The organism is Variovorax sp. CCNWLW235, assembly GCF_037204085.1.
In the GTDB taxonomy this organism is placed as follows: domain Bacteria; phylum Pseudomonadota; class Gammaproteobacteria; order Burkholderiales; family Burkholderiaceae_C; genus Variovorax.
This window is the reverse complement of sequence record NZ_JBBCBW010000027.1, coordinates 12,652-27,196: the sequence shown is the minus strand read 5'-3', so window position 1 is coordinate 27,196 and position 14,545 is coordinate 12,652. Positions and strand designations below refer to the sequence as shown.

Below are 14,545 nucleotides of genomic sequence, written 5' to 3'. Positions count from 1 at the left end.
ACATCATCGTGGCCATCCTGCAGCAGATCATCGACCGCCGGCTCTCGGGCAAGAACAAATCCATCGGCAACCGGGAGCGTTTCCTCCGGCGCTACAAAGGCCAGATCCAGGAGGCCGTGCGGCGTGCGGTCAGCGGGCGCAACATCCGCGAACTGGAGCAAGGCGAAGATGTCACCCTGCCGCGCCACGATGTGTCCGAACCGGTGTTCGGCCATGCGCGCGGCGGCGACCGCGAGTACGTGCACCCGGGCAACCAGGAATACCTGAAGGGCGACCGCATCGCGCGGCCCGAGGGCCAGGCCGGCGGCGGCTCTGGGAGCGGCGAGGCCGGGGACGGTGGCGAAGGCGAGGACGACTTCGTGTTCCGCCTTACGCGCGAGGAGTTCATGCGCGTGTTCTTCGACGACCTGGCGCTGCCGCACCTCATTCGCACGCAGATTGCCGAAGTGCCCGAATGGAAGAGCCACCGCGCCGGCTTCACGAACGACGGCACGCCCAACAACCTGCACGTGGTGCGCTCGATGCGCGGCGCCCTCGCGCGGCGCATTGCGCTTGGCGGCGAGCCGCGCAAGGAACTGCGACGGCTGGAAACGCACCTGCTGCACCTGAAGACGCATCCGCAGGCCGACCAACCTTTCATCCAGAAAGAGATTCGCGAGACTGAAGAGCACATTGAAGAGCTGCGCAGAACCGCACGGCACGTGCCCTACATCGACCCGATCGACCTGCGCTACCGCAACCGCGTGAAGACCCCGGTGCCCAGCGCCAAGGCTGTGATGTTCTGCCTGATGGACGTTTCGGGCTCCATGGACGAAGCGCGCAAGGACATGGCCAAGCGCTTCTTCATGCTGCTCTATCTGTTTCTTACGCGGCACTATGAACGCATCGACCTCGTGTTCCTGCGCCACCATACGCAGGCGCAGGAAGTAAACGAGGAAGAATTCTTCCACGCCACCGAAACCGGCGGCACGGTGGTGTCGAGCGCGCTGGTGCTGATGGACGAGATCATCAAGGCCCGCTACCCGAGCGGCGAATGGAACGTGTACGGCGCGCAGGCAAGCGACGGCGACAACTGGCACCAGGACAGCGGGCGCTGCCGCGAGCTGCTGGTCGAAAACATCCTTCCGGTGGTGCGCTACTACGCCTACGTGCAGGTGGCCGAGACCGAGCAGAACCTGTGGCAGGAATATGCGCAGCTGGAGGGCCTGCAGCCCAACTTCGCGATGCGCAAGGTATCGGACGCCAGCGACATCTACCCCGTGTTCCGCGACCTCTTCAAGAAGGAAGGGGTGCCCGCATGACTTCCGACCACCCTCCCCTCGAGCGCATGAACCCCACCGGTCGCCTGGAGCGCCTGCCCAGCCCGTCGGACTGGACCTTCGACCTCATCGAGACCTACCACACCGAAATCGCAAAAACGGCCAAGGGCTTCGGACTGGACGTGTACCCCAACCAGCTCGAGGTGATCACCGCCGAGCAGATGATGGATGCCTACGCCAGCGTCGGCATGCCCATGATCTATCGCCACTGGTCGTACGGCAAACAGTTCATCGCCACCGAAAAGAACTACCGCCGCGGCCACATGGGGCTGGCCTACGAGATCGTCATCAACTCCGACCCCTGCATTGCCTACCTGATGGAAGAAAACACCATGGCCATGCAGGCCCTGGTGATTGCGCATGCGGCGTACGGCCACAACAGCTTCTTCAAGGGCAACTACCTGTTCCGGATGTGGACCGATGCGTCGTCGATCATCGACTACCTCGTGTACGCGCGGCACTACATCGCCGAATGCGAAGAGCGCCATGGCCTCGATGCGGTGGAACAGCTGCTCGACTCCTGCCACGCGCTGATGAACTACGGCGTGGACCGCTATCGCCGTCCACAAAAGCGGTCGCTCGCGCAAGAGGGCATGCAGCGTGCTGAACGCGAGCGCCACATGCAGCAGCAGGTGAACGATCTGTGGCGCACCCTGCCGCGCAAGAGCGAACACGCCGCGGAATCCGACTCGTCCCGCCGCTTTCCTTCGGAGCCGCAGGAGAACCTGCTCTACTTCATCGAAAAGAACGCGGCGCTCCTCGAACCCTGGCAGCGCGAGGTGGTGCGCATCGTGCGCAAGATCGCGCAGTATTTCTATCCGCAGCGCCAGACGCAGGTCATGAACGAAGGCTGGGCCACCTTCTGGCACTACACGCTGCTCAACACCATGTACGACCGCGGCCAGCTCGCCGACGGTTTCATGATGGAATGGCTCAGTTCGCACACGGGTGTGATCTTCCAGCCGCCCGTGGGGCACCGCGCCTACAGCGGCATCAACCCCTACGCGCTGGGTTTTGCCATGTTCACCGAACTGCGGCGCATCTGCGAAAAGCCGAACGAGGAAGACAAGCGCTGGTTCCCGGACTTTGCAGGCACCGACTGGGTCAAGACGCTCGACTATGCAATGCGCAACTTCAAGGACGAGAGCTTCATCGGCCAGTTCCTGAGCCCGAAGACGATGCGTGATTTCAGGCTGTTCGCGATCCGCGATCACCAGAGCGAGCCCGAGCTCGAGGTGTCCGCCATTCACGACGACAGCGGCTATCACGCGCTGCGCGAATCGCTGTCACGCCAGTACGACATCAGCAGCAGGGAGCCCGACATCCAGGTGTGGAACGTCAACATGCGCGGCGACCGCGCCCTGACGCTGCGCCACACGCAGCGCAACAACCTGCCGCTGCACGACGATGCGGAAGAAGTGCTGAAGCACGTCGCCCGGCTGTGGGGCTTCGACGTTCACCTGGAGAGCGTCGACTCCCAGGGCCACATCAGCCGCAGCTGGAAGGCCGCGGCTCCAAGGCAGGCCGACTGATCGGAAGGGCCTGAACGGCTCAGGGCACCAGGGCCGCAATGGCCAGTGCGTAGCCCTTTACGCCCAGGCCGACGATGATGCCGCGCGCCGCCGGCGAAATGTACGAGCGGTGGCGAAACTCCTCGCGCGCGTGCACGTTCGAGATGTGCAGTTCGATCAACGGCACGCTCGCGCCCTTGATGGCGTCGTGCAGCGCAATCGACGTGTGGGTGTAGGCGCCGGGGTTCATCACCACGCCTAGCATGTTGCCCGCGGCCACCTCGCGGCCGGCCTCATGGATCCAGTCGATCAGCACGCCCTCGTGGTTCGACTGGCGGCACTCGATTTCCACGCCGTGCGCGGCGCCCGCCTCCTTGCACAGTCGTTCGACGTCGGCCAGCGTGTCGCGTCCGTATTGCTCGGGCTCGCGCGTGCCAAGCAGGTTGAGGTTGGGGCCGTTGAGGACGAGTATTTTCTTCATGATGAGTGGCGTCTGGCGATGCCGCCATTATGAGTGCGCGCCCCGCCCAGGACTTGCGCTAAGGTAGCGCGCATCATGATGAGCGCAGACAGCATTTCAGCCTGGCACCCGGTCGCCCGTTCGGCCGATGTGCGCCCCAGCGCCAACATCGTCGCGGGCTTTGCGCTCGGGCAAGAGCTGGCGCTCTGGCGTTCGGCCGACGGTGCACCGCAGGCATGGGAGAACCGCTGCCCTCACCGCAGCGTGCGCTTCACGCTCGGCCAGGTGGTGGAAAACCGCCTCTCCTGTGCGTACCACGGCTGGCAATACGCCGCCGGAAGCGGGCAGTGCACGCGCATCCCCGCGCATCCCGATATGCCGCCGCCAAGCAACCTGTGCGCGAGGGTGTTCAGCGCCGCCGACGCGGCAGGCATGCTGTGGGTGAACCTTGCTCGCGAGACCGCGAAGGCCCCGCCGACGGGCGACATCGTGCCTGCCGGTTGGTCGTTCTGCCGCACGCTCGCCGTGCGCTCCGACGCGGCGGGTGTGCGCGATGCACTCGCCCGGCGCGGCTTCAGGGCAAGTACGACAGCGGCGGCATGGCGCGGTCCGCTCGGCCAGTCCAGCACAGTGGCCGTGGTACTCGATGCGCAACCACAGCTGGCCTTCATTCACCTCTGGACAGATGCTGCGCCCGACACCGCCGCCATGAAGACACTGCACATCGCCGCACGCAGCCTGCGCAGCCAGATCGAAGAAGAAGAAGAAGAAGAAAGTCGCCGGCCGCAGAAGGCAGCCTGAAGAGAACCATGCCCTTAATCACAGACGACCCCAACATGCTCGACGACTGGCTGGTCGTCGGCCCTTCGGCTGCGCTCGCTGGCAGCTCCGATGCACAGCCCCGCACCACTCGCCTGCTCGGCGAAACACTGCACATGTGGAGCGATGCAGCCAGTGCGCCGCAGTGCCGGCTCGGCACCGGCACCCAAACGCTGGCCATCCAGTCGCGCTACGGCTACCTCTGGGTCTGCCCGAGCGGCAAGCCGACGCGGCCCCTGTTCGACTTTCCTGAATATGGCGAAGCTGGGCGCCGCATGGTCGACTGCGGCAGCATCGGCGTGGCCGTATCGGGGCTGCGCGTGATCGAGAACTTCCTGGACATGGCGCACTTCCCCTTCGTGCACGCCGGTTTCCTGGGCAAGGTGCCGCACACCGAAGTGGCAAAGTACCAGGTGCAAGTCGACCCGGCCACCCAGGAAATCTGGGCCACCGATTGCCGCTTCTGGCAACCCCGCGCCTCGGCCGCCCACGACAGCGGCGCCGAGGTAACGTACAAATACCGCGTCATGCAGCCGCTCACGGCCATGCTCTACAAATCGAGCCATCGCGCCGGCGAGCTCGATGCCATCGCGTTGTTCCTGCAGCCGATCGACGACGAGCGCGTGATCGCCCATACGCTGCTCGCCTGCTACGACGACACCTCGACGGACGCCGAGCTCATCGCGTTCCAGCAAACGATCTTCGGGCAGGACAAGCCGATTCTCGAGAACCACGCCTTCAAGCGCATGCCGCTCGAAGGCCGCGCTGAAACACCGACGCGCGGCGACACGACCTCCGTCACCTACCGGCGCTGGCTGCGCGAGCGCGGCATGCGCTTCGGCGTGAGGCAAGCCGCATGATCAAGCTCTACGACTACGCCCTTTCTGGCAACTGCTTCAAGGTGCGGCAAATGCTGGCCTGGCTGGGCGTCAACTACCAGAGCGTGCCGGTCGACTTTCACCCCGGCCGCGAGCACAAGTCGGCTGCGTTTCTGGCGCAGGTCAATCCGCTCGGGCAGATCCCGGTGATCGACGACAACGGCTTCGTGCTGCGCGACGCCCAAGCCATCCTCGTCTATCTTGCGAGCAAATACGACCCGCAGGGCCGCTGGTATCCGGCCGAGCCGCAGCTGCGCGGCCAGGTTGCGATGTGGTTCACCACCGCCGACGAAATCACCCGCACCGCGTCGGCGGCCCGGCTGCACGATGCATTCGGCTACGAAAATCTCGACATCGACGCCTGCCGGCGCGGCGCGCATGCGGCCTTTCGTTTACTCGACGACCACCTGGCCGAACGCGCCTGCGAAGGCCGGCAATGGCTGGTCGGGCAACACGCCACGGTGGCCGACCTGGCCTGCTTTCCCTATGTGGCGCTGGCCGGCGAAGGCGGCATTCCCCTGGACGAATACCCCGCGCTGCGAAGCTGGGTGTGGGACTTTCGCCATCTGCCCGGCTTCATCGGAATGTCGGGTATCTTTGCTGCCGGCCCGGCCTGAGCGCCGGTCTGGGTATCCTTGTCCCTCTTCTCCTTTTTGCCCTCAAGCCATGAAAACAAAAGCTGCCGTCGCCTGGAAATCCGGAGACCCCCTCACCATCGAAACCGTCGACCTCGAGGGCCCGAAATTCGGCGAGGTGCTGGTCGAGATCAAGGCCACCGGCATCTGCCACACCGACTACTACACGCTCTCCGGCGCCGACCCGGAAGGCATCTTCCCGGCCATCCTCGGCCATGAAGGCGCGGGCATCGTGGTCGACGTGGGCCCCGGCGTCACCACGCTGAAAAAGGGCGACCACGTCATTCCGCTCTACACGCCCGAGTGCCGCCAGTGCAAGTTCTGCCTGTCGCGCAAGACCAACCTCTGCCAGTTGATCCGCGGCACGCAGGGCAAGGGTCTCATGCCCGATGCGACCTCGCGCTTCAGCCTCGACGGCAAGCCGATCTTTCACTACATGGGCACGTCGACCTTCAGCAACTACACGGTCGCGCCCGAGATCTCGCTGGCCAAGATCCGCGAAGACGCCCCGTTCGACAAGGTCTGCTACATCGGCTGCGGCGTGACCACCGGCATCGGCGCGGTGATCTTCACGGCCAAGGTGGAAGCCGGCGCCAATGTGGTGGTGTTCGGCCTCGGCGGCATCGGCCTGAACGTGATCCAGGGCGCGAAGATGGTGGGTGCCGACAAGATCATCGGCGTCGACCTGAACCCCGAGCGCGAAGCCATGGCGCGCAAGTTCGGCATGACGCATTTCATCAACCCGAAAGACACCGAGAACGTGGTCGATGCCATCGTGCAGCTGACCGACGGCGGCGCCGACTACAGCTTCGAGTGCATCGGCAACACCAAGGTGATGCGCCAGGCGCTCGAATGCACGCACAAGGGCTGGGGCCGCAGCATCATCATCGGCGTGGCCGAGGCGGGTGCGGAAATCAGCACGCGGCCGTTCCAGCTGGTCACCGGCCGCAAGTGGGAAGGCTCGGCCTTCGGTGGCGCGCGCGGCCGCACCGACGTGCCGAAGATCGTCGACTGGTACATGGAAGGCAAGATCAACATCGACGACCTGATCACCCACACCATGCCGCTCGAAGACATCAACAAGGGCTTCGACCTGATGAAGCGCGGCGAGTCGATCCGCGGCGTGGTGCTTTACTAGCCTCTGGAGGAGAACGCCCGCCATGAACCGCATGGAGCCCTTGCGCAAAATCGAGGCGGGCGTTCTCGAAATCGCCTGCTACGAGGCCGGGCCTGCCGACGGCCCGCCCGTGCTGCTGATGCACGGCTTTCCGTACGACATTTATACCTACGCCGAAGTGGCGCCGATGCTCGCCGACAAGGGTTGCCGCGTCATCGTTCCGTATCTGCGCGGCTACGGCGGCACGCGCTTCCTGAGCGATGCCACGCCGCGCTCCGGCGAACAGGCGGCGCTAGGGGCCGACCTGCTTGCGCTGCTCGACGCACTCGGTATCCAGCGCGCGGTGCTTGCCGGCTACGACTGGGGCGGCCGCGCCGCGTGCGTGGTGGCGGCACTCTGGCCCGAGCGCTGCGCGGGGCTGGTCTCGTTCAACAGCTATAACATCCAGGACATCGCCAAGGCGATGGAGCCCGACACGCCCGCGAACGAGCACAGCCTCTGGTACCAGTACTACTTTCACAGCGAGCGCGGCCGCGCCGGGCTGGCGAAGGACCGCAAGGCGCTCACCCGCCTGCTGTGGCAGCTCTGGTCGCCGACGTGGAAGTTCGGCGACGCCACCTTCGAGCGCAGCGCGGCGGCGTTCGACCACCCTGACTTCGTCGACGTGGTGATTCATTCATACCGACACCGCTTCGGGCTGGTGGCGGGCGACCCGGCCTACGCCGACATCGAACGCCGCCTGGCCGCGCAGCCTGCGATATCGGTACCCACCATCACCTTCGACGGCCTGGACGATGGCGTTCGTCCGCCCGCCGAAGCCTCTGCTCACGCGCACCGCTTCAGCGGACCGCGCTCGCACCGGCTGGTGCCCGGCGTGGGCCACAACATGCCGCAAGAGGCGCCGCGCATCTTTGCCGACGCCGTGCTCGAACTCGTGCCCGCGCTAGTGCCCAACAACAACTCCCGATGACCGACATTTTCAAGACCCTTTCCGAGCACCACGTCTTCGGCGGCGTGCAAAGCTTTCACGAGCATGCCTCGCACGAGATCGGCTTGCCGATGCGCTTCTCGGTCTACCTGCCGCCGCAAGCCGCCCACGAACGCGTGCCGGCCCTGCTCTACCTTGCAGGGCTGACCTGCAACGAAGAAACCTTTGCTGTGAAGGCCGGCGCGCAGCGCATGGCCGCCAGCCTGGGCTTGGCGTTGATCGCGCCCGACACCAGCCCGCGCGGAAGCACCGTGGAAGGCCTTCCCGGCGCCACCGCCAACTGGGATTTCGGCATTGGCGCGGGCTTCTACCTCGACGCCACCGAGGCCCCGTGGTCCGCCCACTGGCGCATGGAAAGCTGGATCGTGCATGAACTGCTGCCCTTCGTGGCAAAGCACTTCGCGGTCGACGACCAGCGCCTTGGCATCTTCGGCCATTCGATGGGCGGCCACGGCGCGCTCACGCTCGCAATGCGGCATCCGGGGCGCTTCAAGTCGCTGTCGGCATTTGCGCCCATCTGCGCGCCCTCGCAGTGCCCGTGGGGCGAAAAGGCGTTCAGCGGCTACCTGGGAGAGCCCGGTGGCGACCGCGCGCAATGGCTTGCGCACGACGCCAGCGCGCTCATGAAATCGCAAACCGCCGCGCCGTATCCGCAGGGCATATTGATCGACCAGGGACTGGCCGACAAATTCCTTGCCGAGCAGCTGTATCCGGAAGCCCTCGAAGCCGCCTGCTTTGCCGCGGGCCAGCCGCTCACGCTGCGCCGACACGCGGGCTACGACCACGGCTACTACTTCATCCAGACCTTCATGGCGGACCACCTCGCTCACCACGCTCAAACCTTGCGTGGCTGATCGGCCACTCGTATCGACCGCGGCACACGGGCGCCGTATCATGAGTCGCATGTCTGCAGCACAGATTCCCGCGTTCCAATTGCGCTCTCGCGACGGCGCCCCCGAAGAGAGCCTGGTGCTGGCCGGCATCTGGCGCCGGGCCTGGATAGCGGCCAACCGCAGGGCCACCGTCATCGAGCCGATCACGCACTGGCTGCGGCGCGTGCAAACAGAATTCGTACCGCCGGCCGACGTGGTGCTGGCCGAGCGCGAAGGCCAGGTGCTTGCCTTCATGGTGCTGCTTGCCCGGCGCGAATACGTGGCCCAGCTGTTCGTCGAACCGCATCTGCGCAACCAGGGCCTGGGGCAGGCGCTGCTCGACGAAGCCAGCGTGCGCATGCCGCTCGGCTGGAAGCTTCACGTCGCCATCAACAACACCGCGGCGCAGCGCTTCTACGAGCGCTACGGCCTCGTGCGCGGCGCGGTCGACCGGCATCCCACCAGCGGACGCGAACGGGTCGCCTACCATTGGTTTCCGCAGGGCACGACACGGCAGCCGCGGCGTATCGGCTGAGCGTCCTTCTCCTTCGTCTTGTCTTTCCATGCGCATCGATCACATTGCTCTCTGGACCACCGATCTCGAACGCTGCAAGCGCTTCTACGTCGACTACTTCGGCGCCACGGCTGGCGCCGGCTATGTCAACCCGGCCAAGGGTTTTGCCTCCTGCTTCCTGAGCCTGGGTGATGGCGCCCGCATCGAAGCCATGACCACCAGCACCCTTTCGCCCGTGCCCGCCGAACCCGGCGCGCAGCGCATGGGCTGGACGCACCTGGCCATCAGCGTGGGTTCCGATGCGGCGGTGGACGAGCTCACGCAGCGCCTGAAGGCCGACGGCTACCCGCTGCTCGATGGCCCGCGCCGCACCGGCGATGGCTACTACGAAAGCGTGGTGCTCGACCCGGACGGCAACCGGATCGAGATCACGTCATGAGCGGCTTGCGCGATGAGTGAATTCGTAGAAAGCCTGCATGAGATTTTCGAGCGCTTCGGCCGCATCCAGACTCGCCGCATGTTCGGCGGCCACGGCATCTTTCACGAGCAACGCATGATCGCGATCGTCCTGAAGGACACGCTCTACCTGAAGTCCGATGCCGACAGCGCCGAACATTTCGACAAGCTGAACCTGCCGCCCTTTACCTACGAGCGCAACGGCAAGACCATGCCGATGTCGTACCGGCAGGCGCCTGCCGATCTCTTCGAAGACCGACACGAAGCCGCGCTGTGGGGTCGCCGCGCCTACGAAGCGGCCTTGCGTTCGGGCCAGCCGCCAAAGCAGAAAAAGACCACCGCCGGCAAGACGGCCGCCAAGAAAACACCAGCAAAGAAAGCCCCAGTGAAGAAAAAGAAAGCAGCCTCCTCGTGAGCGGCGACATCGCCGCATTGCCGCCTCTTCCCGAACGCGAGCAGATCGCCCTTTTGGAGGCCTTCGAGGGCTTGGGCCTGCAGGACATCGTCGTCGTCACCACGCTGCAAGACGCCGAGCACGCCGCCGCCGCACTGCTGGCCGCCGGCGTTGCAGGCTTCGACACCGAATCGAAGCCCACCTTCGCCAAGAACGAAGTGTCGGGCGGCCCGCACGTTGTGCAGTTTTCCACGCGCGAGAAGGCCTGGCTGTTCCAGCTGCACCACACCGAATGCAACCCGGTCGTCGCGGCGCTGCTCGCCTCGACCGAACTCAGGAAGGTCGGCTTCGGGCTTTCGAGCGACCTCACGCTCATACGCAACCGCCTCAATATCGAGCCGAAGGCGGTGTTCGACATCGACACCGAGTTTCGCCGCCGGGGCTACCGCAAGTCGGTGGGTGTGAAGACGGCCGTGGCGCTGGTGTTCAACCGGCGCTTCGTCAAGTCGCGCAAGGCAACCACGTCGAACTGGGCCAACAAGCAGTTGACCGAAGCGCAGATTCGCTACGCGGCCAACGATGCGTATGCCTCGATCCGCGTGTTCGATGCGCTCTTCGGCGGCTGAGCGGCCCGGGTCTTAGTCCCGCCCCGCCTCCAGGATCGCTTGCGCCAGCCGCTTCGGGTTCGAGAAGAACATCTCGTGGCTGCCGGGGCATTCCACCAGCCTGAAGAGCCCGAGCCGCTCCGACAGCCGCGGGTGCCATGGCAAGCTGTGCGGCAGGGCCGTGTCCTGCAGGCAATTGACGTAAGACTTGCCCAGCTGCAGTGCCGCCAGCGGCTCGCGCAACCGGATCTTGTCGGTGAAGGTGCGGTAGGGATGCGGATTCAGCCGCTCGTAGCTCGCCTGCGCCAATGCCAGATCGGCATCGTTGATGAAGGCCTCGCGCCAGACTTCGAACGGCAGGGTCACCGCGTTGTCGTTGGCTTCGGCAATGGCGTCGAACATCGCGACGTAATGCGGCGGCACCATGTCGTTGAGCGACTCGCCATCGAGCGGCACGAAAGCGTTGACGTACACCAGCCGCTTCAGCCGCTGCGCGATGCGGTCCGCCACGCCCGAAATCACCATGCCGCCATAGCTGTGGCCCACGAGGCGAACCTCGGTCAGGTCTTTCTCCTCGATGAAGCGAACGGCCGAGTCGACCGCATCGACAAGGCCGGTGCGCGAGCGGTCGTCGCCGGCGCGGTTGCCCGCCAGCGTCGGGCAATGCACCACGTGGCCGGCCTCGCGCAAGCTGGCGGCCACGGCTTCCATCTCGCCGCCGGTGTGCCATGCGCCGTGCACGAGAACATAGGTGTCGGACATGCGTGTCTCCTTGGTCGTTGAATGGAGAGACGACTCTAGGCAATACCAATGGGTGCAAATGGCCGCTGGCTGCCAGGCGGATAGCCGATTGATGCCAGGCGCCTGCCCGGCTGTGCCTTGGCCTTGCCTCAGCGCTGGCGGCGCAAAGTGCCTGGGGTGGCGCCGAAATGCCGGCGACACTGGCGAGCGAAGTGCGATGCGTCGGTAAATCCGATGCGAAACCCGATTTCTGCAATGTCCAGGCGGTCGAAACGTGCATCGCCCAGCATGCGCCGCGCAACCTGCATGCGAAAGCCGGTCAAAGCGGCTGCGAAGGTGGTCGCTCCGTCGCTCAGGCTGCGATGCAAGCTGCGCTCCGAAATGCCCAGCCCGCGGGCCACACTTGCGGCAGTCAGTCCCGGCTCGGCATGGCGTTCGCGCGTGGCGTCGAGCACGCGGCGGCGCAGCTCGGCACGGCCGCCTTCGCCGGGCGAAGCGGTCCCGTGGGTTCCGGCCGCGAGCGAGAGCAAGCCGCCGAGATGATCGGAAAGCAACGCCGTCGGCATCGGTGGCTGCAACGCGATCTGCGGCGAAAGCTGCTGGACAAAACCGCTCAGCACACCGCCCCATCCCGATTGCGCGTCGATGCGCCGCGCCACCTGGTCGCCTGCGTCGGGCAGCCACGCCTCGACCCACGCAGTCGGCAGTTCGAGCGAAACCGTATCGGCACACCGCAGAAAGTGAAATTCGTAGCACAGCCGCGAGTCGACCAGCACCACGTCGCCCGGCAGCATGCGCGCCGAGCGGTCGTCCTGCACTGCGACCCAGGGCGAATCCGTCTTGCACAGCAGGTAGTAATAATTGCTGCGGCTATGGGCGATGGCCCTGCGCGTGCGGTACACGTCTTGCGCGGTGCCCCGGACCCGGTTCACGCCAATACAGCCGAGCGGCGCGGACTCGAGCGTGGCATTGAAGCCGCCAGCCACGGAACTGGTCACGTCCATTTCCAGAAAGCCCTCGCACACCGCGCCGATCCAGTAATCGAGCCGCTGCGGCGCCGGCACATCATCGGTGGACCACGTCTGGATTGCGGCGGAGGCGTTTCTGTTCATCGCGCCAACATACCCAAGCCCTGGGTGCTTGCCAAGCGGGTATTGCCGGGCCGGAAGGCAGCCCCGCGGCACGCCCGGCACAATGCCGGTCACATCTATCGCACAGGAAAGAAGGGCCATGAGCAACAAAAGCGATTTCGGTTTGATCGGCCTGGCCGTGATGGGCCAGAACCTGGTGCTGAACGTGGAAAGCCGCGGCTTCCAGGTCAGCGTGTACAACCGCACCGAAGCCACCACCGAGGCCTTCATTGCCGCGAACCCCGGCAAGAAGCTGGTCGGCGCAAAGACGCTCGATGAGTTCGTTCAGAGCCTCGCCAAGCCGCGCAAGATCCAGATCATGGTGAAGGCGGGTGCGCCGGTCGACCAGGTCATCGAGCAGCTGATTCCGCTGCTCGACAAGGACGATATCGTCATCGACGGCGGCAACAGCCTCTATACCGACACCGAGCGCCGCGATGCGTACCTCTCGGCCAAGGGCTTGCGCTTCATCGGCGCGGGCGTATCGGGCGGCGAGGAAGGCGCGCGCAAGGGCCCTTCGATCATGCCGGGCGGGCCGCTTTCCACGTGGGAGGTGATGAAGCCGATCTTCGAGAGCATTGCAGCCAAGGTCGATGGCGAGCCTTGCGTGATTCACATCGGCCCCGGTGGCGCGGGCCACTACGTGAAGATGGTGCACAACGGCATCGAATATGGAGACATGCAGCTCATCTGCGAGGCCTACAGCCTGTTCAAGGCCGCGGGTTTCACCACCGACGAAATGGCCGCGGTCTTCAATGAATGGAACGACGGCGAGCTGCAGAGCTACCTGATCCAGATCACCGCCAAGGCGCTCGAGCAGAAAGACCCGGAAACCGGCAAGCCGATCGTCGATGTCATTCTCGACAAGGCAGGCCAGAAGGGCACCGGCCAGTGGACGCTCATCAACGCGGCCGAAAACGCGGTGGTCATCAGCACCATCAACGCGGCTGTCGAAGCGCGGGTGCTGTCGTCGCAAAAGAAGCAGCGCGTGGCCGCAAGCAAGCTGCTGCAGGGGCCGAAGGCCGAGCTTTCGATGGGGAAGAAGGCGCTGGTGGCCAAGGTGCACGATGCGCTCTATGCCTCGAAGGTCATCAGCTATACGCAAGGCTTCGACCTCGTCAAGACCATGGGCGAAAAGAAGGAGTGGAAGCTCGACCTCGGCCGCATCGCTGCGATATGGCGCGGCGGCTGCATCATTCGCGCGCGCTTCCTGAACCGCATCACCGATGCCTACCGCACCGATCCCGCGCTGGGCAACCTGATGCTCGACCCGTTCTTCAAGGACCTGCTCAACCGCACACAGCAGAACTGGCGCGAAGTGGTGGCGCTGGCGGTGAGCAACGGCATTCCGGTGCCGGCGTTCAGCGCATCGCTCGCCTACTACGACAGCTACCGCACCGAGCGGCTATCGGCAAACCTGCTGCAGGCGCAGCGCGACTTCTTCGGCGCGCACACGTATGAGCGGGTCGACAAGCCCGCGGGCGAGTTCTTCCATACCAACTGGCCTGAAGTGATCTAAGGGCCGGCGCAGACAGCCCGGTGCTTGCGCTCTAGCGGCGCGCAGCTTCCGGGATTTCACGTTTGACCTGCGCGACCAGTTCCGGCAGCGGCGCGGTGGCATCGACTGCCACCACGCCGGCCTCGCCCACCGGCGATTCGAGCGTCGCGAACTGGTTGGCCACCAGGCTGGCCGGAAACATGTGCTCGCCCGCACCCGCACGCGCGGCCACGCGCCGCTCGGCCTCGTCGCGTTCGATGGACATGAACACGAACCGCAGGTCCGGCACGGCCGCACGCAACTGCTCGCGGTAGGCGCGTTTGAGCGCCGAACATGTCAGCACCGCACCCTGGGGCTTGTCGGCAAGCGCGCGACCCAGCGTGGCAAGCCAGCCGGCGCGGTCGGCATCGGTCAAGGGGATGCCCTGGCGCATTTTTTCGACGTTCGACGCAGGGTGGTGGTCGTCCCCTTCGATCAGCGGCAGCGCAAAGGCGGTGGCAAGCGCCGCCCCCAGGCTCGATTTGCCGCAGCCTGAAACTCCCATCACCACCATCCATATCCCGTTCATGCGTACCTTTGCAGCCAAGGCCGGACGGCCGCTGCCGCCG

The 14,545-nt window shown here is 65.3% G+C and carries 17 protein-coding genes; 13 read left to right on the top strand and 4 right to left on the bottom strand.

Annotation, left to right across the window (positions count from 1 at the left end; genetic code table 11):
• Nucleotides 1-8 precede the first annotated feature (8 nt).
• Together V9L21_RS23025 and V9L21_RS23020 are read left to right on the top strand one after the other, a co-directional pair.
• Nucleotides 9-1,301 (top strand): YeaH/YhbH family protein, encoded by a 1,293-nt coding sequence (locus V9L21_RS23025; protein WP_337315172.1) that lies wholly within the window; start codon nt 9-11, stop codon nt 1,299-1,301.
• Nucleotides 1,298-2,851, top strand: coding sequence for a SpoVR family protein (locus tag V9L21_RS23020; RefSeq protein ID WP_337315171.1), 1,554 nt, complete (start codon nt 1,298-1,300; stop codon nt 2,849-2,851). Before V9L21_RS23025 ends, V9L21_RS23020 begins: the two co-directional genes overlap by 4 nt.
• Before the next feature lie 19 nt (nt 2,852-2,870).
• On the opposite strand, the gene aroQ is transcribed toward V9L21_RS23020, so the two are convergent.
• Nucleotides 2,871-3,311, bottom strand: a complete 441-nt coding sequence (gene aroQ / locus V9L21_RS23015) for a type II 3-dehydroquinate dehydratase (RefSeq protein WP_337315170.1) — start codon at nt 3,309-3,311, stop codon at nt 2,871-2,873.
• Nucleotides 3,312-3,386: 75 nt separating this feature from the next.
• Between aroQ and V9L21_RS23010 the strand changes: the two genes are divergently transcribed.
• Genes V9L21_RS23010 through V9L21_RS22965 form a run of 10 tightly spaced genes read left to right on the top strand, consistent with a single transcriptional unit; the run spans nt 3,387 to nt 10,589 of the window.
• Nucleotides 3,387-4,091: a Rieske (2Fe-2S) protein gene (locus V9L21_RS23010; RefSeq protein ID WP_337315169.1), complete on the top strand. Its 705-nt coding sequence runs from the start codon at nt 3,387-3,389 to the stop codon at nt 4,089-4,091.
• Between the two features lie 8 nt (nt 4,092-4,099).
• Complete coding sequence (locus tag V9L21_RS23005; RefSeq protein WP_337315168.1) at nt 4,100-4,969, top strand: aromatic ring-hydroxylating dioxygenase subunit alpha; 870 nt, start codon at nt 4,100-4,102, stop codon at nt 4,967-4,969.
• Entirely contained in the window at nt 4,966-5,604 is a 639-nt protein-coding gene (locus V9L21_RS23000) for a glutathione S-transferase family protein (RefSeq protein ID WP_337315167.1), read from the top strand. The genes V9L21_RS23005 and V9L21_RS23000 overlap by 4 nt, the downstream gene beginning before the upstream one ends.
• Nucleotides 5,605-5,653: 49 nt before the next feature.
• A complete protein-coding gene (locus tag V9L21_RS22995) occupies nt 5,654-6,760 on the top strand; it encodes an S-(hydroxymethyl)glutathione dehydrogenase/class III alcohol dehydrogenase (protein ID WP_055799863.1) in 1,107 nt (368 codons plus the stop codon).
• A gap of 22 nt (nt 6,761-6,782) precedes the next feature.
• A complete protein-coding gene (locus tag V9L21_RS22990) occupies nt 6,783-7,709 on the top strand; it encodes an alpha/beta fold hydrolase (RefSeq protein WP_337315166.1) in 927 nt (308 codons plus the stop codon).
• Nucleotides 7,706-8,581 carry an S-formylglutathione hydrolase gene (gene fghA, locus V9L21_RS22985; protein ID WP_337315165.1) on the top strand — a complete coding sequence of 292 codons (876 nt, stop codon included), beginning with the start codon at nt 7,706-7,708 and terminating at the stop codon, nt 8,579-8,581. The genes V9L21_RS22990 and fghA overlap by 4 nt, the downstream gene beginning before the upstream one ends.
• 49 nt (nt 8,582-8,630) lie before the next feature.
• Nucleotides 8,631-9,134 (top strand): GNAT family N-acetyltransferase, encoded by a 504-nt coding sequence (locus V9L21_RS22980; protein ID WP_337315164.1) that lies wholly within the window; start codon nt 8,631-8,633, stop codon nt 9,132-9,134.
• A gap of 28 nt (nt 9,135-9,162) precedes the next feature.
• Nucleotides 9,163-9,552, top strand: coding sequence for a VOC family protein (locus tag V9L21_RS22975; RefSeq protein WP_337315163.1), 390 nt, complete (start codon nt 9,163-9,165; stop codon nt 9,550-9,552).
• A gap of 12 nt (nt 9,553-9,564) precedes the next feature.
• Complete coding sequence (locus V9L21_RS22970) at nt 9,565-9,984, top strand: TfoX/Sxy family protein (RefSeq protein ID WP_337315162.1); 420 nt, start codon at nt 9,565-9,567, stop codon at nt 9,982-9,984.
• On the top strand, nt 9,981-10,589 hold the full coding sequence (locus tag V9L21_RS22965) for a 3'-5' exonuclease (protein ID WP_337315161.1): 609 nt from the start codon (nt 9,981-9,983) through the stop codon (nt 10,587-10,589). Before V9L21_RS22970 ends, V9L21_RS22965 begins: the two co-directional genes overlap by 4 nt.
• Nucleotides 10,590-10,601: 12 nt before the next feature.
• Here V9L21_RS22965 and V9L21_RS22960 read toward each other — a convergent pair whose 3' ends face one another.
• Both V9L21_RS22960 and V9L21_RS22955 read right to left on the bottom strand, forming a co-directional pair.
• The gene (locus V9L21_RS22960; protein WP_337315160.1) at nt 10,602-11,330 is read right to left on the bottom strand and encodes an alpha/beta fold hydrolase; all 729 of its coding nucleotides are present in this window, start codon (nt 11,328-11,330) and stop codon (nt 10,602-10,604) included.
• A gap of 128 nt (nt 11,331-11,458) precedes the next feature.
• Complete coding sequence (locus V9L21_RS22955) at nt 11,459-12,421, bottom strand: helix-turn-helix domain-containing protein (protein WP_337315159.1); 963 nt, start codon at nt 12,419-12,421, stop codon at nt 11,459-11,461.
• Between the two features lie 118 nt (nt 12,422-12,539).
• On the opposite strand from V9L21_RS22955, the gene gnd reads away from it, so the two are divergent.
• Nucleotides 12,540-13,958 (top strand): decarboxylating NADP(+)-dependent phosphogluconate dehydrogenase, encoded by a 1,419-nt coding sequence (gene gnd, locus V9L21_RS22950; protein WP_337315158.1) that lies wholly within the window; start codon nt 12,540-12,542, stop codon nt 13,956-13,958.
• 31 nt (nt 13,959-13,989) lie between these two features.
• On the opposite strand, the gene V9L21_RS22945 is transcribed toward gnd, so the two are convergent.
• Nucleotides 13,990-14,505 carry a gluconokinase gene (locus tag V9L21_RS22945; RefSeq protein WP_337315157.1) on the bottom strand — a complete coding sequence of 172 codons (516 nt, stop codon included), beginning with the start codon at nt 14,503-14,505 and terminating at the stop codon, nt 13,990-13,992.
• Nucleotides 14,506-14,545 lie beyond the last annotated feature (40 nt).